Genomic DNA, 24631 nt, shown 5'->3' with positions numbered 1-24631 from the left:
TAAAAGTACATTCAAATATTGGTCTGACCAATTAACCAGCAATAGCCATGCGCCGACTGACTACGTATCTTTACAGCCGTTACGATGACTGCTTATGTAGTTGATCAATAGCGGAGCATATCATTATTAATAACAGGGGAAATGCCTCCCATGAATGACACACTACTCGCATTACTTGCCTTCGTACCCTTGGTACTGGCAGGTGTGCTGTTGATCGGATTACGAATGGCGGCCAAAACGGCCATGCCGATTGTTTTTGTGGTCACAGCCCTGATCGGACTGCTTGCCTGGGATATGACATTCTCTCGAGTACTGGCGTCAACCTTGCAAGGGTTGATCCTGACAATCTCGATACTCTGGATTATTTTCGGGGCCATCCTGCTCCTCAACACGCTGAAGCACTCCGGGGGCATCACGGCGATCCGTAAAGGTTTTTCGGGTATCAGCCCTGACCGCCGGGTGCAGGCAATTATTGTCGCCTGGCTATTTGGTTGCTTCATTGAAGGGGCGTCCGGTTTCGGCACGCCAGCGGCGGTTGCCGCACCGCTGCTTGTAGCGCTAGGCTTCCCGGCACTGGCGGCCGTTGTGGTGGGCATGATGATCCAGTCCACGCCGGTTTCCTTCGGCGCCGTGGGCACGCCCATTGTCGTCGGCGTTACGGGAGGTATTGACCGTGACGGCATTACTGAAACGCTGGCAACGGGCGATGTTACCTGGATGGAATACTTCCGCCTGGTCGTCAGCGAAGTCGCCATTGTCCACGGGCTTGTCGGTGTACTGATGCCGCTTTTGATGGTGATCATCATGGTGCGCTTCTTCGGGGCCAACCGCTCCTGGAAGGAAGGCCTTTCGATTACGCCCTTTGCGCTGTTTGCCGGTGTTTCCTTTGTCGTTCCCTATATGCTGGCTGGGGTTTTCCTTGGCCCGGAATTCCCGTCAATGATTGGCGCCATGGTTGGCCTGGCGATTGTGGTGCCCGCTGCACGGCGCGGCTTCCTGCTGCCGAAAGACACCTGGGACTTCCCGGATTCCAAGTCCTGGCCTGATGAGTGGATTGGCAAGCTGGAAATCAAGATGGACGACATTGCCGGTAAGGCGCCTGTCTCCACCTTCATGGGCTGGGTTCCCTATGGGCTGCTGGCCATAATCCTGGTGGCATCACGGGTGGTTGATCCTTTCCGTGAAGCCCTTCAGTCACTCAGCTTCGGGTGGAGCAATATTCTCGGCGAAGCGGGTATCTCCGGCGCCATACAGCCGCTCTACCTTCCCGGTGGGATTCTGCTGATGGTGGTTATTTTGACTGCCCTCTTGCACCGTATGAAGCTTGGCGAGTTGAAGGATGCTTTTACTGACTCTTCCAAGACGATTCTGGGCGCCGGCTTTGTGTTGATTTTCACCATCCCGATGGTACGTATTCTGATCAACTCCGGCGTCAATGGTGCCGATCTTGTTTCCATGCCAGTGGCCATGGCGCAACTGGTGGCCGACAGCTTCGGCGGCGTCTATCCATTCTTTGCCCCCGCCGTGGGTGCACTGGGTGCCTTTATTGCAGGTTCCAACACCGTCTCCAACCTGATGCTTTCAGACTTCCAGTTCAACGTGGCCAATCAGCTGGGGCTCTCAACGGCCTTTATGGTGGCACTGCAAGCCGTGGGTGCCGCCGCTGGTAACATGATTGCCATTCATAACGTGGTGGCCGCATCGGCAACAGTCGGGCTACTCGGACGTGAGGGAACCACCATTCGCAAAACCATCCTGCCGACTATCTACTACCTTGTCGCTGCGGGTGTGATTGGATTGATTGGTTTCTATGTTATTGGCTTAAGCGATCCGCTTATGCAGGTATTGGGAGGATAACGCCTTACTCCCTGCAAGCACCTTCGCCGGGGCAACCCCGGCGAAGGTCAACGTTATTTCCATGACGTTGTGCAAACGCAGACGCTTCCCCTACCCCCTAGCGCCCTGCTTCCCGCCAAGCCATGACCACTACGAACGGTTTTCAAGAGCATGTTGCAACCGCCTTCTCAAGGTTAATGCTCAACTTAATGCTCAGGATTCGTGTCAAAACGTTATGACACCCCAAGATTCCAGAGCCTTATTCGACACTATTGACTGTCCATGGCGATTCAACTGCTTGCCGCCACTCGACAGACACAGGAGCAGCCAATGTCCGCATCGACGCTTATCAACGCACTTTCTGCCGCGGCTGGCAGTGACAACATTGCCACCGACGACGCCACCAAGCGCCCGCACCAAACCGGCTACCGCTCCGGCTATGGCGAAGCCGCTGCCGTGGTGTACCCCACTTCATTGCTGGCACTATGGGAAGTGCTGAAAGCCTGCCATCAGCATGATGCTGTCATCATCCCCCAGGCGGCCAACACCGGCCTGACCGAAGGTTCGACGCCCAAGGACGACTACGGGCGGCCAGCGGTCATCCTCAGCACCATGCGCCTGAAAGGCCTGCACTTTCTGCAGGAAGGCAAGCAGGTGGTCGCCTTGCCGGGTGCCACCCTGTTCGAGCTTAGCCAGCAGCTGGCGCCCATTGGCCGGGAACCCCACTCGGTGATTGGCTCCACCTCGATTGGCGCTTCTGTGGTGGGCGGTGTGTGCAACAACTCCGGGGGTGCTCTGTGCCGCCGCGGCCCGGCCTATACCGAACTTGCCCTCTATGCCCGGGTGAATGAGAACAACGAGCTTGAATTGATCAATGACCTGGGCATCGACCTGGGCGATACGCCGGAAGAGATCCTGCCACGGGTTGAGCAGGGAGACTTCCCGGAAGATAGTGTGCGCCATGATGTCGGCAAGGCCTCCGACGATGACTATCAGACCATTATCCGTGGCGCCGACCAGCCTGGGGCCGCGCGCTATAACAACGACCCGCGCCTGCTGCATGGTGCTTCCGGCAGTGCCGGTAAGGTCGTGGTGTTTGCCGTACGCCTGGACACCTTCGAGCAGGAAAAAGATGTCACTACCTATTACGTGGGTACCAACGATACCCAGCAGTTGGCGGATTTCCGTTTCCGCTTCCTGCTAGAAGCGTCACGCCTGCCGATTACCACCGAATACCTGCACCGCGAGCTGTTTGATGTCGCCAAACGCTACGGCAAGGACAGCTTCCTGCTGATCAAGTGGTTGGGCACCCAGCGCCTGCCTGGCGCCTTCCGCCTCAAGAACCGGGTGGATAGCCTGTTCCGCAAGATTCCGTTTTTACCAGAACCCTTTACCGACCACGTTCTACAAGCGGTTTCTCGCGTACTGCCATCTCCCTTGCCCAAGCGCCTGCACACCTGGCGGGATGCCTATGAGCACCACCTGATCATCCGCGTTAACGGCGACATGTGCGAAGAGACCGAGCGCTTCCTGAGCGAATGCTTTGGCCAGGATGCCTGGTTCCGCTGCACGCCGGATGAAGGCGAGCGCGCCATGCTCCATCGCTTTGCGGCGGCTGGGGCGGCGGTGCGCTACCGCACCATTCACCACAAGGACGTCGAAGACATTCTGGCCCTGGATATTGCGCTGTCACGTAATGACCCTGAATGGTTCGAGCAACTGCCAGAAAGCATCTCCAAGGATATTGTCCATCGGCTTTATTACGGCCACTTCTTCTGCCATGTGTTTCACCAGGACTATATCTTCCGCCGCGGCGCTGATGTGGATGCGCTGAAAAAGGCCATGCTGAAAATTCTTGATGAAAGGGGCGCTGAATACCCTGCCGAGCATAATGTCGGGCATCTCTATCCGGCCAAGAAGGATCTGGCGGCGTTCTATCGCAAGCTCGACCCGACCAACTGCTTTAACCCTGGCATCGGCAAGCTACCGCGCACGCCCTATTACAAGTAGGCAAGCGTTCAGTCACTGATGAACTTGGTCAATTAGCGGGCGCTAAGTTAACGCTTTTTAATAGCAGGGATAGATTTATGAAAACATTTTCCATAGAATCAAAACCAGCGTTTTTCTTACGCCCTCCTTGCCCTCAGGAGCAGCCATGAACATTCTTTATGATGAACGTATCGATGGTGAACTGCAGTCTTTTGAAAAAAGCGATATCCTCGCAGATTTACAGCAGTCAGCGCCCTCACTGACGCTACTGCATCGCGAAGAAGACCTGCGTCCTTTCGAATGCGACGGCTTAGCCGCTTACCGCGTTCTTCCCATGCTGGTCGCCCTACCCGAGACGCTTGAGCAGGTGCAGACACTGCTGAAACGCTGTCACGCGCTGGGTGTCCCCGTGGTCACTCGCGGCGCTGGCACCGGCCTTTCCGGCGGCGCATTGCCGCTGGAGCGCGGTGTCCTGCTGGTAATGTCACGCTTCAAGAAGATCCTGGCCATCGACCCGGATGCCCGCCTTGCCCGCCTTCAGCCCGGGGTACGCAATCTGGCCATTTCCGAGGCCGCTGCGCCTTACGGGCTTTACTATGCGCCAGACCCGTCTTCCCAGATTGCCTGCTCCATTGGCGGCAACGTTGCTGAAAACGCCGGTGGTGTTCACTGCCTGAAGTATGGCCTGACCGTTCACAATGTCATGCGTGTCGATATCATTACCATCGAAGGCGAATGCATGACGCTGGGCTCCGAGGCGCTGGACGCCCCTGGTTTTGACCTGCTGGCACTGATGAATGGCTCTGAAGGTATGCTCGGTGTGGTCACCGAGATTACCGTCAAACTGCTGCCCAAGCCGGAAACCGCCAAGGTGCTGATGGCAAGCTTTGATGATGTTGAAAAAGCCGGCCGCGCTGTGGGCGATATCATTGCTGCAGGGATTATTCCCGGTGGCCTGGAAATGATGGACAAGCTGGCCATCCAGGCCGCGGAAGACTTCGTCAAGGCGGGCTACCCCGTTGAGGCCGAGGCCATTCTGCTGTGCGAGCTGGATGGCGTGGAAGCCGACGTCGACGACGATTGCCAGACCGTTCGCCAGGTGCTTGAGAAAGCCGGCGCCACCGATATCAAACTGGCCCGTGATGAAGCCGAAAGAGCCAAGTTCTGGGCGGGTCGCAAGAACGCCTTTCCGGCGGTGGGGCGCATGTCACCGGATTACTACTGCATGGACGGCACCATTCCGCGCCGCGAACTGCCCCGCGTACTCAAGGGCATTGCGGCGCTGTCCCAGGAAAGCGGCCTGCCCGTGGCCAACGTATTCCATGCCGGTGATGGCAACATGCACCCTCTGATTCTGTTTGATGCCAACCGCGAAGGCGAACTGGCGCTGGCAGAAGAGGTCGGCGGCAAGATTCTTGAACTCTGCGTGGCCGCCGGTGGCTCGATTACCGGTGAACATGGCGTTGGGCGCGAGAAGATCAACCAGATGTGCAGCCAGTTCCAGGCCGACGAGATCAGTGTCTTTCATGCCCTGAAAGCGGCCTTTGACCCTGACCGTCTGCTCAACCCTGGCAAGAACATCCCGACCCTTGCCCGCTGCGCTGAATTTGGCGCCATGCATGTACACAACAACGAGCTTCCGCATCCGGAACTGCCCCGTTTCTGAGCCTGCAGGAAAGATTATGACTGAGACCGCCACGCTGAACGCTGATCAAGACATTGCTGATTCTCTTTGCGCCCAGGTCAAACAGGCCTACGCCGAACGCTCACCGCTGCGTATTGTTGGCGGTAATACCCGGGGCTTCTACGGTCTTCCGGTTGACGGCGAACCGCTGGAAATGGCTGGACACACCGGCATTGTCTCCTACGACCCCATCGAGCTGGTGGTTACCGTGCGTGCTGGCACTCGTATCAGCGACCTTGAAGACGCTCTTGCCGAGCATAACCAGATACTGGCCTTTGAACCGCCGCGCTTTGGCAGCGCCAGCACCATTGGTGGCGCGGTGGCCACCGGGCTTTCCGGGCCACGCCGCCCCTGGGCTGGCGCCGCCCGCGATTTCGTGCTGGGCGCACGGGTCATCAGCCAGGAAGGCAAGCTGTTGCGCTTTGGTGGCGAGGTCATGAAAAACGTGGCCGGATACGATATGTCGCGCCTGATGGTGGGTGCCCAAGGCACTCTGGGTGTGCTGGCAGATATTTCCTTCAAGGTGCTGCCCAAACCCACTGCAAGCCACAGCCTGAAGCTCTCCATGCCCTTGGATGATGCGCTCAAAAAACTGGCCAAGCTGGGCCGCCAGCCGCTGCCAATCACCGCTGCTGCCTGGCACGCCGGTGAGCTGTTTCTGCGCCTGGAAGGCGGCAAAAGCTCCGTAAGCGCTACCCGTGAACAACTGGGCGGCGAGGAAATCAGTGAGGATCTGTGGCGAGAGCTGCGCGATCTGGAGCACGCTTTTTTCACCCAGAATAACGACAAGGCACTATGGCGGCTGTCGTTGCCCCCCAACACCCCAGCCCTGGCGCTGGATATTGCCGAGAGCGATATTTTCTATGACTGGGCGGGCAGCCAGCGTTTTATCAAGACATCGCTTGACGCCGACACCCTCCGCGACGTCTGCCAACAGGCAGGCGGCCATGCCACCTGTTACACGCCTGCTGTCTATGGCGGTGCGCAAGCCCCCTTCACACCACTCAATCCAGTGGTGGAAAAATATCACCGTCAGCTGAAAGCACAGCTGGATAGCCAGGGTATTTTCAATCCCGGGCGTCTTTATGCGGCGTTTTAACCAGGAGAGCTGACATGCAGACGCATTTTACCGACGCAGACCGCCAGAAGCCGCATATTCAGGAAGCGGAACGTATCTTACGCAGCTGCGTTCACTGCGGCTTCTGTAACGCGACCTGCCCAACCTACCAGATACTCGGTGACGAGCGTGATGGCCCGCGCGGGCGCATCTACCTGATGAAGGAACTGCTCGAAAGCCAGGATGACGATGACCAGGTCACCGAGGAAACCCGGCTTCACCTTGACCGCTGCCTGACCTGCCGCAACTGTGAAACCACCTGCCCGTCTGGGGTGGAGTACCACAAACTGCTGGATATCGGCCGCGCTGAAATTGAACGCCGCGTCCCGCGCCCAGCGGCAGAACGCGCCCAGCGCTATGCGTTACGCAAGATGCTGGTCGAGCCCAAGCGCTTTTCTGCCCTGCTCAAGCTTGGCCAGACCTTCAAGCCACTGGTGCCCGGCAAGCTGCGCGACAAGATGCCCCCCGCGCCCCTTGATGCCGGGGCACGTCCTTCGGCTACGACTCATTCGCGCCGCATGCTGATGCTCGAAGGCTGCGTGCAACCCGGCTTGTCGCCGAACACCAATGCTGCCACTGCCCGCGTCCTCGACCGCCTCGGAATCAGCATCACGCCTGCGACAGAAGCCGGTTGCTGCGGCGCTATCGACTTCCACCTTAACGCCCAGGACGACGGGCGGGAACGCATCCGCGCCAATATTGATGCCTGGTGGCCCCAGGTTGAACAGGGCGCCGAAGCCATTGTGCAAACCGCGAGCGGCTGCGGCGCCTTCGTTAAAGAGTATGGCGAAATGCTCAAGGATGACCCGGACTACGCGGCAAAGGCCGAGCGTATTAGCGAGTTGGCAAAAGATCTGGTGGAAGTGCTGCGCGAAGAGCCGCTGGATGAGCTCAGCGTCAAGACAGACCAACGCCTCGCCTTCCACTGCCCTTGCACCCTACAACACGCACAGAAGCTTAACGGTGCCGTAGAAGGCGTACTGACCCAGCTCGGTTTTGAACTGACGCCGGTTCAGGATGCTCACCTGTGCTGCGGCTCGGCAGGCACCTACTCAATTACCCAGCCTGAACTTGCCACCGAATTGCGCAATAACAAGCTTGACGCACTGGAAGCAGGCAACCCGGAAATGATTGTCACCGCCAATATCGGTTGTCAGACCCATCTGGCAGGCGCTAACCGCACCCCGGTTCGTCATTGGATTGAAGTGGTCGATGCCGCGCTTGGCTAAGCGCGGCTACCGCCCAGCTCATCACTGTTTGGTTGATCACCCACTTTTTGATCAACCATTCACTTATCACCCACCCAAGAGAAATCACCATGCAAAGCAAAGCTGTATTAACCCAGGATGATGTTGCCAAGGTACTGGATGCTGCCCAACGGGAAGCCGAACGCGAAAACTGGGCGATTACCGTGGCGGTTACCGATGATGGCGGCCATCTGCTGGCCTTGCGCCGCCTGGATGGTGCTGCGCCCTTTACTGCGGATGTAGCGGCCAACAAGGCGCGTAGCGCCGCCATAGGGCGCAAGGAAACCCAGGTATTTGAAGAGATGATCAACGGTGGCCGTACGGCCTTTGTATCTGCGCCCATGCAGGCACTGCTGTCAGGCGGTGTACCCATCATCGTTGACGGCCAGGTAGTGGGCGCTGTAGGCATCTCCGGCGTCAAGCCTGATCAGGATGTGCAGGTTGCCAAGGCTGCCGTCAGCGTGCTCTGAACGACGTACTATGATCGACAGACGCAAAAAACCCGGGCCAATGACCCGGGTTTTTCAGGAATCTATCCAGCGTTGCTGGTATCACTTAATGGCGGACCGGACGAGACTCGAACTCGCGACCTCCGGCGTGACAGGCCGGCATTCTAACCAACTGAACTACCGGTCCGCATCTAAGTGCGATCTATCTTTTGCTTTTTTCCACATACCAAACGACTTTTTGGTAAATGGTGGGTGGTACTGGGTTCGAACCAGTGACCCCCAGCTTGTAAGGCTGGTGCTCTCCCAACTGAGCTAACCACCCAAGTGCCAACATACTAACTTAATTTTACAGGTAATGCATCTCATTATCGTGGCGGACCGGACGAGACTCGAACTCGCGACCTCCGGCGTGACAGGCCGGCATTCTAACCAACTGAACTACCGGTCCACTGAACGACAATAATAAACATCTATAATGAAAACTTTGTGATGATAATGGCGGACCGGACGAGACTCGAACTCGCGACCTCCGGCGTGACAGGCCGGCATTCTAACCAACTGAACTACCGGTCCGCATACTATCTATCGCATTACTAACAACAAGATGCTTTTTCACGTGGCCATATAACGCTTTTTAAGGCGTGGTGGGTGGTACTGGGTTCGAACCAGTGACCCCCAGCTTGTAAGGCTGGTGCTCTCCCAACTGAGCTAACCACCCGCTGGTCACGTGGCGCTGCATTCTACCTAAGCGCCGGGGGAAGTCAACAATGAATTGGCAACTTTTTTATTCGGCTTTGAAAAGAGCGCACTGCTTGGGCCGTTTCTTATGCTCGCACCCATTAGCACACCCCATTAACATCACGGTGTGTCAGCATGAAATCCGCGGCTTTCCGAGTCGCCTGCTGAATCAGTGCGCTTTGATCCCATCCACTGGCACGCAGGGGGTTGAAGTCGTGATCGCCCGTTGCCAGCCATTCAACTTTCGCATTCGCGGGCAGCGAATAGGCAGCCACTTCATCACGGCGGCCAAACGGATCACGCTCGCCCTGAATAATAAGATTCGGCGCAGAGACGTCTCCCCAATGTGCCAACCTGAGCTTATCGGGTGAGCGTGGCGGATGAAACGGATATCCCGCGATAATCACGCCAGGCACCTGGCGCTGAGCCGCCAGCAGGCTGGCCACTCGACCGCCCATCGATTTGCCACCCACCCAGATGGGTTGATCAGTCGCCGCAAAGAGTGACCCATACCAGGCTGACATTTCTGTGACGAGCTGCTCAATTTTAGCGGGCGGGCGTCGACGGCCTTCAATGTTCATGCGTTGCATGTAGGTAAAATCAAAGGTCATCAGCTGGATACCGGCCTGGGCAGCTGATGTGGCAAATTGCCGCATAAAATCAGACTCCTGCCCCGCTCCAGCACCATGGGCAAACAGCAGACAGCCCTTCTTTGGCACCCCCTGCAGGGTAACGGGTGTATGATTATCCACGTAAAACCGCCCGCAGGCGCCTGCCTGCATTGTGGATACAAACAAATCAAAATTAATTTCAACATAACCCTGTTGGGCATAATATGGCATGTGATTCACTCTCATACCGCCAGCTTAAACAATTGGCTTGTTCAGCTTGGGCGCCTGCTGCGTTAAAATCTTTAATGGATCTTGACCTGCGTCATCAAGCGGGCGGTCGCATCCAGGCAAAATAGCACTGGGTTACCCCCTAACCGCGTTCGATGGGAACATGAAATGAGCACAGCACTAGAACACCCGACCTACAACTACAAGGTAGTTCGGCAGTTCGCGATCATGACTGTTGTGTGGGGCATCATAGGCATGACGCTTGGCGTCATTCTTGCCGCACAGCTGGTATGGCCGGAACTGAACCTTGGCTTACCTTGGACTAGCTTTGGGCGCCTGCGTCCTCTTCATACCAATGCCGTAATCTTCGCCTTTGGCGGCTCGGCACTTTTTGCCACCTCATATTACGTGGTGCAGCGAACCTGTCAGACGAGACTCTTTTCTGACAAGCTCGCGGCCTTTACGTTCTGGGGTTGGCAGGCAGTGATTGTTTCTGCCGTTGTGTCACTTCCGTTGGGCTATACCACTACCAAGGAATATGCCGAGCTGGAGTGGCCGATCAACATCCTGATCGCCATTGTATGGGTCACTTACGCCCTGGTCTTCCTGATGACCATCAAACAGCGTAAAACCTCGCATATCTATGTGGCGAACTGGTTCTTTGCTGCCTTCATCCTGACGGTAGCGGTGCTGCATATCGTCAATAATGCGGCCATCCCCGTTACTCCGATGTACTCAACCTCCATCTATGCGGGCACGATTGATGCCATGGTGCAGTGGTGGTATGGGCACAATGCTGTAGGCTTCTTCCTGACTGCAGGCTTTTTGGGCATGATGTACTACTTCGTTCCCAAGCAGGCTGAACGTCCGGTCTATTCCTACCGCCTGTCGATCGTGCATTTCTGGGCACTGATCATGGTCTACATGTGGGCTGGCCCCCACCACCTGCACTACACTGCATTGCCTAACTGGGCGCAGTCACTGGGCATGGTGATGTCGATCATTCTGCTGGCACCTTCCTGGGGCGGCATGATCAACGGCATGATGACCCTCTCCGGCGCCTGGCATAAGCTGCGCACCGATCCGACCCTGCGCTTCCTGGTGGTTGCCCTGTCCTTCTATGGCATGTCGACCTTTGAAGGCCCGATGATGGCGATCAAGACCGTCAACGCTCTGTCGCACTACACCGACTGGACCATTGGTCACGTACACTCCGGCGCGCTTGGCTGGGTCGCCATGATCACTATCGGCTCCATGTACCACCTGATCCCGCGTCTGTTCGGCCGCACTGAAATGCACTCCGTCAACCTGATTGCCGTGCACTTCTGGCTGGCCACCATCGGCACCGTGCTGTACATCGCCTCCATGTGGGTAAACGGTATTCTGCAGGGCCTGATGTGGCGTGCCATCAACGCGGACGGCACCTTGATGTACACCTTTGTTGAAGCCGTTGAGGCAAGTGCGCCAGGTTACTTCGTACGCTTGATTGGTGGTTTGTTCTGGGTCACCGGCATGCTGATCATGGCCTACAATGTCTACCAGACGGTTAAACGTAGCGAAGCTGTCAGCCAGCAGCCGATGCCACAAGCCGCTTAACCGGGGAAGTTGAGACCAATGAAACACGATATCGTTGAAAAGAACGTTGGCCTGCTTGCCGTACTGATTTTGGTTGCAATCAGTTTCGGCGGCCTGGCTGAGGTTGTTCCACTGTTTTTCCAGAAACAGACCACTGAGCCGGTCGAGGGGCTGGAGCCCCTCACCGCCCTAGAACTGGAAGGACGTGACATCTACCGCCGTGAAGGCTGTGTCAGCTGTCACTCGCAAATGGTTCGCCCCTTCCGCGCTGAGACCGAGCGCTACGGCCACTACAGCGTGGCGGGCGAGTCTGTCTATGACCATAACTTCCTGTGGGGTTCCAAGCGTACCGGGCCTGACCTGGCACGTGTAGGCGGCCGTTACAGCGACGACTGGCACCGTGCGCATATGTATAACCCGCGCGACGTTGTGCCAGAGTCCATCATGCCTGCCTACCCATGGCTGTTTTCAAACCGGTTGGATGGCGAAGATACACCGGCCAAGATGCGTGCGCTCCAAAGCCTGGGCGTTCCCTATACCGATGAGCAGATCGCCAACGCGACTGCCGAGGTCAATGGAACTCAGGAAATCACTGCACTGATCGCTTTCTTACAGCAACTGGGAACCGTGCTTGAGGGCACTCGCTAAGCTATGGATACGGGAACTTTTCGCGGCCTCATCACGCTGATATTAATCATCGCTTTTCTGGGCATCACCTGGTGGGCCTATTCCAAGCGACGTAAACCAGACTTCGAGGAAGCGGCCAACCTGCCCTTCGCCGATGATGATGAGCAACCGTCCCGTGACAAGCCTGCTGCATCCGGGGATGAAGCAGATTCCCGCCACGACAGGGGAGATAAAAATACATGAATAATCTATGGGGCGACTCCTTGCCTGGCTTCTGGAGCGCCTGGATCATCGTTATCACACTAGGCACGATCGCGCTTAGCGCCTGGCTGCTGTTTGCTAACCGGCGCACCGATAAACAGCCGGACGCTGAGGGTAATGTCGAGACCACCGGCCATGCGGCTGACGGTATCGAAGAGTACGATAACGCACTACCGAAGTGGTGGTTCCAGCTGTTTGTCGGTACCGTTATCTTCTCATTGGGCTATCTGGTGCTCTACCCGGGCCTGGGTAACTTTGCCGGGGTTCTGGGCTGGTCTCAGGAAGGCCAGTGGGAAGAGGAAGTCGCCCGCGCCGAAGAGCGCTTCACGCCTATCTTTGCCCAGTATCAGGAAGTTCCGATTCCTGAACTGGCAAAGGACGCGGACGCCATGCAGGTCGCTGAGCGTATCTACCTCAACAACTGTGCGGTCTGCCATGGCTCCAATGCTCAGGGCGGCTACGGCTTCCCCAACCTGACCGACGATGACTGGTTGTATGGCGGCGAGCCTGAAAATATCATGATGACGCTGAACAACGGTCGTAATGGTCTGATGCCTGCCTGGCAGCAGCTGGGGGAAGAAAACATCGAGAACCTGACCCAGTATGTTCTGTCGCTGTCTGACCTTGAGCATGACGCCGAACGGGCCGAACAGGGTGAAAGCACCTTTATGTCGGTCTGTGCTGCCTGCCATACGCCTCAAGGTACAGGGAATATTGCCTTGGGTGCGCCTAACCTGACGAACGATATCTGGCTGTATCTGGCTCAGGGCCAGACCGTTGCCGACTCCATTCGCCAGACGCTGCGCAATGGACGTAACGGGCACATGCCATCTCAGACCGCCTACATTGGTGAAGAGCGCGTTCATCTGGTAGCCGCTTATGTCTACAGCCTAAGATTTAGCAACTAATTGCTATAACTTAGCTATAAGCTGTTGATATTGAAGGGTGCGGCTTGAAGCCGCACCCTTTTTTGACAGTATCTGCCTTAAACTGATGCGTAGATCGTGAGTAGGTAGTGAGTAGTGAGTAGTGAGTAGTGAGTAGTGAGTAGTGAGTAGTGAATTGTAGGTCATGAATAACGCGTAGTGAGTCAGATCGCGTCTGTTGGTGCACTAACGCCCAGACACGTTCCGCCATTTTCGGGCGGTTGCCAATCTCCCGCCTCTTCGAGCCGCAAAATTGCCATGGAAAAGATACCCAGTAAAGACGTTACCCCTCGGCAAGCCGATCATCACGGCGCCCAAGGTGAAGCCGTCACCCAGGACATGTATGCCCAGCGAAAACATATCTATGTGCGTGAAATAAAGGGCTTCTTTCAAAAACTCAGACGCAGCGCCAACTGGGCACTGATGCTGGCGTTCTTCCTGTTACCCTGGATCAATATCGGCGACAGACCGGCCATCTGGTTTGATCTGCCAAGCCGGGAATTCCATATCTTTTTTGGCACCTTCTACCCGCAGGAATTTGTCCTTCTCTCGTGGTTATTGATTATCTGCGCCTTCGGGCTGTTTTTTATTACCGTGTTCGCCGGGCGTGTCTGGTGTGGCTACACTTGCCCCCAGAGCGTATGGACATTTCTGTTCATCTGGCTTGAGCACCGCATTGAAGGGCCGCGCAACAAGCGCATCAAGCTCGACAACCAACCGCTGACAGGTGAGAAACTGCGCCGCAAAACCCTCAAGCACATAGCCTGGCTTTTGATCGCCTTCGCGACAGGCGCTACCTTTGTGGGTTATTTCACCCCCATCCGTGAGCTGATGCCTGACCTGGCCACCCTGCAAGCCCACGGCTGGTCATATTTCTGGGTAGGTTTCTTTACCGTATTTACCTATCTCAATGCTGGCTGGCTACGCGAGCAGGTGTGCATTTACATGTGCCCCTACGCGCGTTTTCAATCCGTCATGTTTGACCGTGATACACTGATCGTCTCTTACGATACCGCCCGCGGTGAACCGCGTGGTAGGCGCAAGCGCAGCCTCAGCCATGAGCAGGCCCGGGCGGAAGGCCACGGGGACTGCATCGACTGCGACCTGTGCGTACAGGTTTGCCCAACAGGGATCGATATTCGCGATGGCTTACAGTATGAATGCATCTCTTGTGCTGCCTGCATTGACGCCTGCGATAGCGTCATGGACAAGATGGGCTATCCGCGTGGCCTGATTCGCTACACTACCGAAAATGCCCTGGAAGGTAAGCCCACTCATATCCTTCGTCCGCGTTTGATCGGTTATCTAGCGGCCCTGTTAGTAATGGTAGGTGCCTTTGCCTGGGCAGTGAATGACCGCATGCCGCTCAATTTTGAAGCAGAACGCGAGCGCACTGAACTGTATCAGGTCACCCGCGACGGTCAGATCAGCAATGTCTATAACCTGATAGTGCGTAACCTGGACAAACGTGATCACACCTACCAGCTCAGCGCTTCTGGCCTTTCCGGGCTGACCCTTGACCAGCAAAGCATCAGCGTTCCGGCAGGTGAATCACGCTCAACGGTCGTCACTGTTACCGCTGATGGTGACGCCATCCAACAGCCCAGCCATGACATCGTGCTGACTATCGAGTCCGAGCTGGATGACAGCATCCGATTGGAACGCGACACACGCTTTATTGGCGAACTCAGGAGATAGTGCAATGTCATCCACTCCGGTGACACCGTGGTACAAGCAGTTCTGGCCGTGGTTTCTTCTCGGCCTGCTGTTCTCGTCGATTATTGTCAGTACCACCTTTGCCGTCGTCTCGATCAAAAGCTTCGACGGCATGGTGGTTCAGGAGGATTACTACGAGCACGGCAAGGCCATCAACATGGTGCTTGCCAAACAGGAGCGCGCCCGTGAACTCAATCTGGTCGCCGATATGCGTCTCGACCCGCTGACCAGCGATATCGTGGTGGATCTAAGCGGCGATGTTCGCCCGGACGAGCTTTACCTGAGCCTGATCTTCCCGACTGAAAATGACCGCGACCAGACCTTTGTGCTTGAGCATGTTCGCAATGGCCGCTACATCACGCAAGGCCCAGACAATCTGCGCTATCGCTGGTATTTGCAGATTCAGCCCGAGCTTGAGCAGGATGATGCCGAATGGCGGCTGATCGGTGAAGCCACCTTCCCGACTGAAGACAGTATTGTGCTGCGTCCTGGAGGCCGCTCGGAGAGCTGATGGCCGACACCTGTTACCACTGCGGCAACCCGGTGCCCGACGGGGCACCTTGGCGTATCGAGATTGACGACACTTCCCACTCTCTATGTTGCCCCGGCTGTGAAGCCGTGGCCCATGCCATCATTGAGGGTGGCCTTGAAAGCTACTACCGCTATCGCACCGAACTCCCTGAACGCCCGGATGACCGCCAGGCCGCCAATGCGGATACCTGGCAGGTGTTCGACGACCCCGGCCTGCAGGCCAAGTTCGTTCATCCTGACGGCGATGAAGGCCATGTACGCGCCACCCTGGCGGTCGATGGAATTACCTGTGCGGCCTGCGCCTGGCTGATCGAGCATCGCCTCAATGCCTTGGAAGGGGTTGCCAGTAGCGCCGTCAACCTGACCCACCATCGTGTGCGTATCAGCTGGGACCCAGAAATCATCCAGCTTTCCCAACTGTTGGCTGAACTGGCGGCGATTGGCTACACCGCCCAGCCCTATGAGCCGGATCAGGCCCAGTTACGCCTGCAGAAAGAAGAGCGCATGAATGTACGCCGCCTAATCATTGCCGCCGTTGGCATGATGCAGGTGATGATGTTTTCCATTCCGATCTATGTCGCCGGGGCAGACGGCATGTCGGAAGATTTTTACGTGCTGTTTCACTGGCTGTCCTTTGCCCTTGCCACACCGGTAGTGTTTTTCTCCGCCCAGCCGTTCTTTCACAATGCCCTGCGCGACCTCAGAACCGGCGTACTGGGCATGGATGTACCGGTATCACTGGCGATTGGCTGTGCTTATGCCGCCAGCGCCTACGCGGTGATCTTCAATGTCGGCGAGGTGTATTTTGACTCAGTCGCCATGTTCACCTTCTTCCTGCTGTTCAGCCGCTATATCGAGGCCCGCGCCCGACGCCGCAACGGTCAGAGCGGTAATGCGCTCAGCAGCGTGCTACCAGTATCCGCCACTCGTCTGGAAGCAGACGGCAGCGAGCGCATTCTGCCCGCCAGCGAACTGCGCGAAGGCGACCGGGTACTGATCAAGCCCGGCCATGGCGTTCCGGCTGACGGCATTATTGAAGAAGGTGACTCCAGCCTGGATGAATCCATGCTGACCGGCGAATACCTGCCGGTGACCCGCCAGACGGGCGAGCGCATTGTCGGCGGCAGCCAGAACATGGAAAACCCCTTGGTCATGCGGGTCACCCATGCCGGTAACGATGCCCGTGTGGCCAGCATTGTCGATCTGACCGACCGCGCCTTTGCCAGCCGCCCACGCCTGGCCCAGATGGCTGCGCGTATGGCGCATCTGTTTGTCCTGCGCCTGCTGGTGGTCACCGTCTGCGTCACCGCCGTCTGGTGGTGGATCGACCCGTCACGGGTGCTTTGGGTGATGCTGTCCGTGCTGGTGGTTACCTGCCCTTGCGCCCTGGCGCTGGCCACCCCCACCGCCCTGACCGCCGGGCACGGCCAGTTGCGACAACGCGGCGTGCTGATTACTCGCGCGGATGCTCTGGAGTCGCTTTCCAGCGCCACCCGGGTGATTTTCGACAAGACCGGCACCCTGACCCGCGGCGAAATGCAGCTGACCGAGACGCGCCTGTGCAGCGATACTCTGGATGCCGAGCGCGCCAGAGCGATTGCCGCCGCGCTGGAGTCACGCTCCGAACACCCGATTGCCCGCGCTTTTCGCCCTTACCGGAATGCGACTCTTAAGGCCACTGGCCTGCGCAGCCTCACCGGCCAGGGGCTTGAAGGCTCTCTGAATGGCGCCCTCTGGCGGCTGGGCAAGCCCGCCTTTGCCTGTCAGGAGGCCACGCCAACCGCTCCCGGCCCGGGCCAGTGGCTGCTGCTCAGCGAGAACGCCGCGCCCAGGGCCTGGTTTCGCCTGTATGACGGCGTGCGCGATGATGCCGGCGACACCATTGCCGCCCTGAAAGCCAACGGCATTGCCGTTGAGCTGCTGTCCGGTGACACGACCGCAACGGTCAGGGAACTTGCCAAGCAGCTTGGCATCGATACCTGGCAGGCAGGCGCCAGCCCCGAAGGCAAGCTTGCCCACCTTCAGGCCCTGCAGGGAAAGGGCGAATGCGTAGTGATGGTGGGTGACGGCATCAATGACGTCCCCGTGCTGGCGGGCGCTGATGTTGCCATTGCCATGAACGGCGCCACTGACCTGGCGCGCACCCGTGCCGATGCGGTGCTGCTCAACCCGCGCCTGCTGCGCATTGCCGATGCCGTTGACATCTCGCGGGCGACCCGGCGTATCATGCGCCAGAACATGATCTGGTCGGTGTGCTACAACTTTACGGCCCTACCACTGGCCGCCCTTGGGCTGGTGCCGCCCTGGCTAGCCGCGCTGGGCATGTCATTCAGCTCTCTGGTGGTGGTTGGTAATGCGCTACGCCTGACCCGCTGGAAAAGCCGTCGGCCAGCGGCTATTTCGACCCCCACCCCCAAAACGGTATCCGCATGACCATTTTATATCTGCTCATTCCACTGTCGCTTATTCTGCTGGGGCTGGCCGTCTGGGCGTTTTTCTGGGCGGTCAAGCACGATCAGTTTGACGACCTGGAAGGGCCTGCCCATCGCATTCTGTTTGATGAGGATGAAAACGACCTGGCCCCGGAAGAACGCCAGCGGCGCCAGCAGGCACGCGATAAGAAAAGTGCCGCCCGCAAGTCACACGACGACAGTGAACAACCATGAACCCCACTGGCTTTGATCTGCCCCCCATGCTGGCAGCGTTCATTTTTGGCTTGATGGGAGGCGCTCACTGTATTGGTATGTGCGGCGGCATCATGAGCGCCCTGACCTTTGCCGTGCCGCCCAGCATGCGTCAGCCAGCGCGCCTTGGCGGGCTTTTGCTGAGCTACAACCTGGGCCGCATTCTGAGCTATATGATCGCCGGTGCCATCGTGGCGGCTCTGGGCACCCTGCTTTCGTTATCTCCTAGCGCCGGCATGGCGCTGCAGGCATTTGCCGCTGTCATGCTGATTCTGATGGCTTTGTATATTGCCAACTGGTGGAAGGGCTTACTCAAGGTAGAAGCCGTGGGGCGACGCGTCTGGAAGTATATTGAGCCTTTTGGGCGGCGCCTGATGCCGGTGGTCAAGCTCCCCCAGGCTTTTGCCCTGGGCGCCGTTTGGGGCTGGCTGCCCTGCGGTCTGGTCTATTCCATGCTGGCCTGGAGCCTGGCGATTGCCGACCCGCTGGAAGGCGCGCTGTTGATGGGCGCCTTTGGGCTTGGCACCCTGCCCGCACTGCTGGCCACCGGGATTGCGGCCCGCCAGCTGAGCGGGCTGATTCGCCACCCCGCCACGCGCAGCATCGCCGCGCTGAGCATCATCGCTTTTGCGCTGTGGCAGCTTTATGATCTGACAGTATCCTATAGTCATTGAACTGATAGGGTCATTGAACTGACAGCATCATTCACTGACCCTTGGCCACACAGCCCCTGCCAAGCCGGCTTTTCAGCCACATCCATGCTTCCTTGACGCAGCTCAATTCTTGCCAGGTTCACCAGGAGTAGGATGGGATTTAATCCTTGTTCACTCAGTACTGGAGTTCCTTCATGGCCGTTCACGCTCTCGCTGCTACTTCAACCGCTAACAGAGCGGCGCCGCCAGACAACCCGGTATGGGATGAAACGCTGTTGCGTCGCTACGATAAAAGCGGGCCACGCTATACCTCTTACCCAACGGCCCTGTCGTTTCACGACCAGTTTGGTGCCGCTGATTTTACCGCAGCGCTGGAGCGCAGCAACGCCACCCAACGGCCGCTATCGCTTTACGTCCACGTGCCTTTTTGCCGCAAGATCTGCTTCTATTGCGCCTGCAACAAGATTGCCACCAAAAACACTGCCCTGGCTGAGCCTTATCTGTCACGCCTCGACCGTGAGATGGTACTGACTTCCCAGCACCTGGATACCACACGCAACGTTGAACAGCTGCACTGGGGCGGCGGTACGCCAACCTTTCTGACCCTGAGCCAGATGAGTGACGTCATTGATCGCCTGGATGCGCGCTTTGGTCTGTCATCATCACCCAGCCGCGACTATGCCATCGAGATCGACCCCCGCGAGGCGGATGTGTTCACCCTGCGCCATCTGCAATCACTAGGGTTTAACCGCATCAGCTTGGGCGTGCAGGATCTTGACCCTGTGGTACAGAAAGCCATCAACCGCGTCCAGCCTCGAGTGCTGACGGAAACCCTGATGGATGAAGCCCATCGGTTGGGCTTTCGCTCACTGAATCTTGATCTTATCTACGGCTTGCCTCACCAGACCCAGGCGGGGTTTGCCGATACCCTGCGTCAGGTGATTGATCTTAACCCGGCACGTTTATCAGTATTCAATTACGCCCACATGCCTCAGCGCTTCGCGCCGCAGCGACGCATCAATGAAAGCGACCTGCCAAGCGCCGAAGAGAAGCTGGATATCCTGCACACCACCATTGATATGCTGACCAGCGCAGGCTATGTGCATATCGGCATGGATCACTTTGCCCGCCCGGATGACAGCCTGGCCATTGCTCAGCGCGAAGGCACCTTGCAGCGCAACTTCCAGGGTTATTCAAGCCATGCCCAGTGTGATCTGGTGGGCCTGGGCGTTTCGGCCATTTCGCGGGTCAATGATGTCTATGCCCAGAACCCGACTGACCTGGCAAGCTATGAGCAGGCGCTGGATCAGGGTCAGCTGGCCACGGTCAAGGGGCTACGCCTGAGCACTGATGACCTGATTCGCCGTGATGTGATTGAGCGCCTGATGTGCGATATGCAGATTGATCTGGCAGACGTAGGCAAACGCTGGAATATTGATGCGCCGCGCTACTTCGCCGCCACCCTGGAACGTTTACAGGGTGCGCTGCGTGATGGTTTGGTGGAGCACAACGGCGACCTTCTGCGCGCCACGCCCATCGGACGGCTGCTGATCCGTCATCTGGCCATGGCCTTTGATGCTCATCTGCCTGGCGATACCACCCAGCGTTATTCCAGGATTGTTTAACACTCTTTCTTAACACCCTTGTCGGCGGTGTGCTCTTGCTCGCATAATGGATAAATTATCTTTCCAAGGAGGAGCACATGCCGGAACTAATGAGCCGTCGGCGAGCCCGGCTCAATGAGGCCCGCTGCCAGACATGCAGCCTCAGCTCGCTGTGTCTGCCCCTGGCCCTTGAGCTGGATGACATGGGCCAGTTTGATGCCATCATCCGTCGTCGTGCGCCGCTGAAAAAGGGTGAGCCTTTGTTTCGTCAGGGAGACCGTTTTACCAGCGTGTTCGCGGTGCGTTCCGGCAGCCTCAAACAGTTGACGACCGAGGGCAGTGGCACCGACCAGCTGACCAACTTCTACCTGCCCAGCGAATTGGTCGGGCTAGACGGGATTGATGAGCGACATTATCCGGGCAGCGTGGTGGCGCTGGAAACCACCACGGTATGCGAGATCCCTTTTGACCGCCTGGATCTGCTCTCTGAAGAATTGCCGGAATTACGCGGCCAGCTATACCGCAGCATGAGTAAGGAGTTACGCGATGATAGGCGCATGATGCGGCTTCTTTCGCGCAAGACTGCCGACCAGCGCCTGGCCACTTTTTTGGTCACGCTGTCTGAGCGCTTCCGCCGCCGCGGTTATTCCCCCTACAGCTTCCGGCTTTCCATGGCCCGGGCGGATATCGGCAATTATCTGGGGCTGGCGGTAGAAACCGTCAGCCGCATTCTAAGCCGTTTCCAGAGCCAGGGCGTTGTTGCCGTTTCCGGCCGGGAAGTGAATATCCTCGATATGCCGCTGCTGTTGACCCTGGCCGAAGAAGAAATCGAAGACGCCAGTTGAGTCAGGAACCCACTTCAAAGGCATGAATACGGTCGGCCATCTGGTCGGCCTGTTTGGCTTCCAGCCCTGCAAAATCAAATAGCTGTCGATCGGCGAGCTGAGACGGGGCCACGTTGGTTACCGCTTTGAACATGCTTTCCAGTCGCCCTGGGTGTTTTTGATTCCACTCGGCCAGCATTTCCTTGACCACCTGGCGCTGCATATTGGGCTGCGAGCCGCATAGATTGCAGGGAATGATCGGGAATTCCATCTGGCGGGCAAACTCGGCAATATCCGCTTCCTTGCAGTAAGCCAGGGGACGGATGACAATATTCTTGCCATCATCTGATAACAGCTTGGGTGGCATGGCTTTCAGGCTGCCGCCAAAGAACATGTTCAAAAACAGGGTTTCCAGAATGTCTTCACGGTGATGTCCCAGTGCCACCTTGTTGGCGCCGATCTGTTCGGCAAACCCGTACAGGGAACCACGCCGTAGCCTTGAACAAAGTGCACAGGTAGTCTTGCCTTCCGGCGTTTTTTCCTTGACCACCGAGTAGGTATCGCGTTCAAGGATATGGTAGTCAACGCCAAGTTTATCCAGATATGCGGGCAGCACGTGCTCAGGAAAGCCCGGCTGTTTCTGATCCAGATTGACCGCCACGAGCGAAAAGTTCACCGGCGCATTACGCTGCAGGTTGCGCAGAATCTCCAGCAGGGTGTAACTGTCCTTGCCACCAGATAGGCACACCATCACCTTGTCACCTTCTTCAATCATCCGGTAATCAATAATGGCATGGCCGACGCAGCGACGCAGGCGCTTTTGCAGCTTGTCGAATTCGCGTTTTTGTCGCGCCTGTGCTGCCGTATGGCTCGAGGAAGTTCCGCTCGGCGCGGGATCGAGATGGTCAACAGCGGCATTGACCGCTTGTGGTGAAGACATGATGGTTGACATAAACAGGGCCCAGACAGTCGTGCTGCAGCAAAAAAAGAATTCAACGGCTATTTCAAACCGCGCATTCTAACAGCTTATCTCCCTTACTGCCGACGGCCCGAAACCATAATGCCTGCTTACGAATACTCAAGATGATAGCGGTGAGACAGACGCTGCTTGAGATCCTTGACGATATGCAGGGCTTCACGCATCAGGTCACGTTCCAGCGAGGAAAGCTCCTGCACCACAACCCGGTCGGAGCGCTTGCTGACGTTCGATTCGCCCTCCTCCAGCTGCTGCTTCAGGCGTAATTCGGTAAACAGCGCCAATGCTTCCCCCAGGTCGTCTGCAAAGCGACGTTTAAGACGGCCATCCTCAACCAGGGCATCCAGTCGGTCGAGGGTCGATGTGGCCAGTATGCCGCGTTCCAGCGCCATGGTGCGCACACCATGCACAATGGGAAAGATACCGCCTTTTTTGATATCAATGCCGTGCTGAGGCTTCTTCAAGGAGCCAAACAGGGTCAGCGGAGTGGAGAAGCGCAGCGTGGTGCGGGCAAAGTAGGAAAGCAGTAATTCATCCTTGGCACCGGCTTCAAACAGGGTGCTGCGCACCCGCTCAAGCAGTGCCGGATTGCCAGCAACCGCATGGGCATCAAGCATGATCGCCAGCTTCATCAGGCTGTCCCCATCACGCGCCTCAACCCAGCGGGCAATCCGCCGCTGCCACTGGCTGACCGTGCCGACCCACTCTGGATTGGAAACCATGATATTCCCCGGGCAGGGGGGATAACCCAGCTTGATCAGGGTCTCCGTCAGGCGTTGCATATCGTCTGCTACTTCAGGCCATTCCAGATGATCTTCCAGGATCAGGCCATTGTCCTGATCGGTTTTCAGAATCTGCTCGCCGCGCCCTTCGCTGCCCATCACCATCAGGCAGCTATCGGCATGAAAACGCTCGTCAACGGTAAACTGCCATGCCTTACTGATAATCCGCCCGTTCAATGCCGCCAGCAGATCCATGGCAAAGCGTAGCTTGACCCCTTGAGCCATCAGCGCCTTGACCAGCTCAGGGGTGCGCTGGCTGGCCGCTGCCAGAGTCTCCAGGTCATTGGCCTGCTCGACCTGCAGGCTGACCACATAGCTGCGGCTGGAGAAGTAGCTGAGCACATCAGTCAGCTCAACCACGCCTTTCACCTGGTCGCGCTCAACCACCACCACTCGAGACACCTTGTGGCGGGTCATCAGCACCAGGGCTTCAAACAGGTATTGTTGCGGCGTCACGGTGACCAGGGAGAAGTGGGCAATATCCACCACTGGGCTGCTCTGTTCCCGTCCATCCATGACCAGGGCATTCAACAGATCCGTCTTGGTGACCATGCCGGGTGCGCCGTCATGCATGACCAGAACGCTATCGGCATGGCGCTCGTTCAGCTGCTTTACCGCGTCGGTAATATCGGTATTGGCCTCCATCATCACCGGCTCGCGCATGCACTCCTTGGCCTGGGCCAGCATGAAACCCGCCATGGTTACCCCGCCTTCAGCGCGCTTTTCTGTCATCAGGCGGGCTTTATGCGCCAGGGTCTGACGGAAAAAATCGCTGAAATCAGGGTAATCACGGCATAACTGCTCAAACAGCGCCTTGGGCAATAAATGGCACAGGCACTCCTGTTCAGCGATAAAGCGGTAACGGCTTTTCCCATTCAGGATGCTGATAGCGCCAAACAGATCGCCCGCCGTATAGTGGCCGATCCTGGAGGATGAGGAAGGCAAAGTAGGGTCGACTTCTGCCACTTCCCCCTTGTGGATCAGAAAAACATACTCCCCCGTCTGGCCTGTTTCCAGAATGATCTCATCACGATCGTAATACACCATATCCATACTATGACGCACCTGCTCACGGCCCGTCTCGTCGAGCATGTTAAAAGGGGGTTGCGTCAGATCCACTTCGACCATAATGGTCACCTCATTGATTGGCGTATTAAACGTCGTAACACCCGGCCATTCAGCAATCCACTGCGAATTGGCTGTAGCGAGAGTCGCCCTGGAAATCAGAGTCAGCTGGCATTGCCTCACTGCTGCTATAAAACGTCAACAAACTCCAATATAAAGTATTAGCTTACTGTTGCAGTATATCCAAGCTGTACAACAATAATGACACAAAGCATCATACAGGAGAGGTCAAAGCGACTCCCAAGCATCCGCTAATATTAAAACAGAAGACTCCAAATCGCTCTATCAACGTCCAAAACAGTGATTTTGAGGCCTTCTAGACTATTGTCCCATAGCCTGAAAGGCACCCCTAAAAACCACCTAAAAACATATAAAAACCAATAAAATCAGACAATTAAAAACAACCCCTTAAAACCGCCAGTGTTTTGATACCAAAGTCTGGGATTTA

20 protein-coding genes and 5 tRNA genes are annotated in these 24631 nt (G+C 57.1%); 17 read left to right on the top strand and 8 right to left on the bottom strand.

The window, feature by feature from the left end; all coding sequences use genetic code 11:
• The first annotated feature begins 150 nt into the window (after positions 1-150).
• From OR573_02955 to OR573_02930, 6 genes are all read left to right on the top strand, one after another.
• On the top strand, positions 151-1857 hold the full coding sequence (locus OR573_02955; protein ID XGA80632.1) for an L-lactate permease: 1707 nt from the start codon (positions 151-153) through the stop codon (positions 1855-1857).
• A 309-nt stretch (positions 1858-2166) separates the two neighbouring features.
• Entirely contained in the window at positions 2167-3846 is a 1680-nt protein-coding gene (dld, locus tag OR573_02950) for a D-lactate dehydrogenase (protein ID XGA80631.1), read from the top strand.
• Between the two features lie 145 nt (positions 3847-3991).
• Positions 3992-5491: a glycolate oxidase subunit GlcD gene (gene glcD / locus OR573_02945; GenBank protein ID XGA80630.1), complete on the top strand. Its 1500-nt coding sequence runs from the start codon at positions 3992-3994 to the stop codon at positions 5489-5491.
• Between the two features lie 16 nt (positions 5492-5507).
• Positions 5508-6608, top strand: a complete 1101-nt coding sequence (gene glcE / locus OR573_02940) for a glycolate oxidase subunit GlcE (protein XGA80629.1) — start codon at positions 5508-5510, stop codon at positions 6606-6608.
• Positions 6609-6622: 14 nt separating this feature from the next.
• A complete protein-coding gene (gene glcF, locus OR573_02935) occupies positions 6623-7855 on the top strand; it encodes a glycolate oxidase subunit GlcF (GenBank protein XGA80628.1) in 1233 nt (410 codons plus the stop codon).
• 89 nt (positions 7856-7944) lie between these two features.
• Positions 7945-8343, top strand: a complete 399-nt coding sequence (locus OR573_02930) for a heme-binding protein (protein ID XGA80627.1) — start codon at positions 7945-7947, stop codon at positions 8341-8343.
• 89 nt (positions 8344-8432) lie between these two features.
• Here the strand turns inward: OR573_02930 and OR573_02925 are convergent.
• The 6 genes from OR573_02925 to OR573_02900 form a co-directional block, all read right to left on the bottom strand.
• Positions 8433-8509: transfer RNA gene (locus OR573_02925), tRNA-Asp, on the bottom strand.
• A 59-nt stretch (positions 8510-8568) separates the two neighbouring features.
• Positions 8569-8644, bottom strand: a tRNA-Val gene (locus OR573_02920).
• A 49-nt stretch (positions 8645-8693) separates the two neighbouring features.
• A tRNA-Asp gene (locus OR573_02915) sits at positions 8694-8770 on the bottom strand.
• A 48-nt stretch (positions 8771-8818) separates the two neighbouring features.
• A tRNA-Asp gene (locus OR573_02910) sits at positions 8819-8895 on the bottom strand.
• 69 nt (positions 8896-8964) lie between these two features.
• Positions 8965-9040, bottom strand: a tRNA-Val gene (locus tag OR573_02905).
• Between the two features lie 121 nt (positions 9041-9161).
• Complete coding sequence (locus OR573_02900) at positions 9162-9812, bottom strand: alpha/beta fold hydrolase (protein XGA80626.1); 651 nt, start codon at positions 9810-9812, stop codon at positions 9162-9164.
• Between the two features lie 255 nt (positions 9813-10067).
• On the opposite strand from OR573_02900, the gene ccoN reads away from it, so the two are divergent.
• From ccoN to fnr, 11 genes are all read left to right on the top strand, one after another.
• On the top strand, positions 10068-11495 hold the full coding sequence (gene ccoN / locus OR573_02895) for a cytochrome-c oxidase, cbb3-type subunit I (GenBank protein XGA80625.1): 1428 nt from the start codon (positions 10068-10070) through the stop codon (positions 11493-11495).
• Positions 11496-11513: 18 nt separating this feature from the next.
• Positions 11514-12122: a cytochrome-c oxidase, cbb3-type subunit II gene (gene ccoO, locus OR573_02890; protein ID XGA80624.1), complete on the top strand. Its 609-nt coding sequence runs from the start codon at positions 11514-11516 to the stop codon at positions 12120-12122.
• 3 nt (positions 12123-12125) lie between these two features.
• Positions 12126-12344, top strand: a complete 219-nt coding sequence (locus OR573_02885; GenBank protein XGA80623.1) for a cbb3-type cytochrome c oxidase subunit 3 — start codon at positions 12126-12128, stop codon at positions 12342-12344.
• Positions 12341-13270: a cytochrome-c oxidase, cbb3-type subunit III gene (gene ccoP, locus OR573_02880; protein XGA80622.1), complete on the top strand. Its 930-nt coding sequence runs from the start codon at positions 12341-12343 to the stop codon at positions 13268-13270. Before OR573_02885 ends, ccoP begins: the two co-directional genes overlap by 4 nt.
• A gap of 276 nt (positions 13271-13546) precedes the next feature.
• Positions 13547-14986, top strand: a complete 1440-nt coding sequence (gene ccoG / locus OR573_02875) for a cytochrome c oxidase accessory protein CcoG (GenBank protein XGA80621.1) — start codon at positions 13547-13549, stop codon at positions 14984-14986.
• 4 nt (positions 14987-14990) lie between these two features.
• Complete coding sequence (locus tag OR573_02870; GenBank protein XGA80620.1) at positions 14991-15515, top strand: FixH family protein; 525 nt, start codon at positions 14991-14993, stop codon at positions 15513-15515.
• A complete protein-coding gene (locus OR573_02865) occupies positions 15515-17968 on the top strand; it encodes a heavy metal translocating P-type ATPase (protein XGA80619.1) in 2454 nt (817 codons plus the stop codon). Before OR573_02870 ends, OR573_02865 begins: the two co-directional genes overlap by 1 nt.
• Positions 17965-18201 carry a cbb3-type cytochrome oxidase assembly protein CcoS gene (ccoS, locus tag OR573_02860; GenBank protein ID XGA80618.1) on the top strand — a complete coding sequence of 79 codons (237 nt, stop codon included), beginning with the start codon at positions 17965-17967 and terminating at the stop codon, positions 18199-18201. The genes OR573_02865 and ccoS overlap by 4 nt, the downstream gene beginning before the upstream one ends.
• Positions 18198-18893, top strand: a complete 696-nt coding sequence (locus tag OR573_02855; protein XGA80617.1) for a sulfite exporter TauE/SafE family protein — start codon at positions 18198-18200, stop codon at positions 18891-18893. Before ccoS ends, OR573_02855 begins: the two co-directional genes overlap by 4 nt.
• A gap of 173 nt (positions 18894-19066) precedes the next feature.
• A complete protein-coding gene (gene hemN, locus OR573_02850) occupies positions 19067-20497 on the top strand; it encodes an oxygen-independent coproporphyrinogen III oxidase (GenBank protein ID XGA80616.1) in 1431 nt (476 codons plus the stop codon).
• Positions 20498-20574: 77 nt separating this feature from the next.
• Positions 20575-21321 (top strand): fumarate/nitrate reduction transcriptional regulator Fnr, encoded by a 747-nt coding sequence (gene fnr, locus OR573_02845; GenBank protein XGA80615.1) that lies wholly within the window; start codon positions 20575-20577, stop codon positions 21319-21321.
• 1 nt (position 21322) lies between these two features.
• Here the strand turns inward: fnr and ttcA are convergent, their stop codons facing one another.
• On the bottom strand, positions 21323-22240 hold the full coding sequence (gene ttcA, locus OR573_02840; GenBank protein ID XGA80614.1) for a tRNA 2-thiocytidine(32) synthetase TtcA: 918 nt from the start codon (positions 22238-22240) through the stop codon (positions 21323-21325).
• A 128-nt stretch (positions 22241-22368) separates the two neighbouring features.
• A complete protein-coding gene (locus OR573_02835; protein XGA80613.1) occupies positions 22369-24186 on the bottom strand; it encodes a DUF294 nucleotidyltransferase-like domain-containing protein in 1818 nt (605 codons plus the stop codon).
• Positions 24187-24631 lie beyond the last annotated feature (445 nt).

Source organism: Halomonas sp. CH40 (genome assembly GCA_041875495.1).
Lineage (GTDB): Bacteria > Pseudomonadota > Gammaproteobacteria > Pseudomonadales > Halomonadaceae > Vreelandella.
The sequence above is the reverse complement of the archived record's forward strand: the minus strand, read 5'-3'. Positions and strand labels throughout refer to the sequence as shown.

Coding starts and splice junctions, on each gene's coding strand:
- OR573_02955 (XGA80632.1), top strand. CDS start 151: ATGAATGACACACTACTCGCATTACTTGCCTTCGTACCCTTGGTACTG.
- dld (XGA80631.1), top strand. CDS start 2,167: ATGTCCGCATCGACGCTTATCAACGCACTTTCTGCCGCGGCTGGCAGT.
- glcD (XGA80630.1), top strand. CDS start 3,992: ATGAACATTCTTTATGATGAACGTATCGATGGTGAACTGCAGTCTTTT.
- glcE (XGA80629.1), top strand. CDS start 5,508: ATGACTGAGACCGCCACGCTGAACGCTGATCAAGACATTGCTGATTCT.
- glcF (XGA80628.1), top strand. CDS start 6,623: ATGCAGACGCATTTTACCGACGCAGACCGCCAGAAGCCGCATATTCAG.
- OR573_02930 (XGA80627.1), top strand. CDS start 7,945: ATGCAAAGCAAAGCTGTATTAACCCAGGATGATGTTGCCAAGGTACTG.
- ccoN (XGA80625.1), top strand. CDS start 10,068: ATGAGCACAGCACTAGAACACCCGACCTACAACTACAAGGTAGTTCGG.
- ccoO (XGA80624.1), top strand. CDS start 11,514: ATGAAACACGATATCGTTGAAAAGAACGTTGGCCTGCTTGCCGTACTG.
- OR573_02885 (XGA80623.1), top strand. CDS start 12,126: ATGGATACGGGAACTTTTCGCGGCCTCATCACGCTGATATTAATCATC.
- ccoP (XGA80622.1), top strand. CDS start 12,341: ATGAATAATCTATGGGGCGACTCCTTGCCTGGCTTCTGGAGCGCCTGG.
- ccoG (XGA80621.1), top strand. CDS start 13,547: ATGGAAAAGATACCCAGTAAAGACGTTACCCCTCGGCAAGCCGATCAT.
- OR573_02870 (XGA80620.1), top strand. CDS start 14,991: ATGTCATCCACTCCGGTGACACCGTGGTACAAGCAGTTCTGGCCGTGG.
- OR573_02865 (XGA80619.1), top strand. CDS start 15,515: ATGGCCGACACCTGTTACCACTGCGGCAACCCGGTGCCCGACGGGGCA.
- ccoS (XGA80618.1), top strand. CDS start 17,965: ATGACCATTTTATATCTGCTCATTCCACTGTCGCTTATTCTGCTGGGG.
- OR573_02855 (XGA80617.1), top strand. CDS start 18,198: ATGAACCCCACTGGCTTTGATCTGCCCCCCATGCTGGCAGCGTTCATT.
- hemN (XGA80616.1), top strand. CDS start 19,067: ATGGCCGTTCACGCTCTCGCTGCTACTTCAACCGCTAACAGAGCGGCG.
- fnr (XGA80615.1), top strand. CDS start 20,575: ATGCCGGAACTAATGAGCCGTCGGCGAGCCCGGCTCAATGAGGCCCGC.
- ttcA (XGA80614.1), bottom strand. CDS start 22,240: ATGTCTTCACCACAAGCGGTCAATGCCGCTGTTGACCATCTCGATCCC.
- OR573_02835 (XGA80613.1), bottom strand. CDS start 24,186: ATGGTCGAAGTGGATCTGACGCAACCCCCTTTTAACATGCTCGACGAG.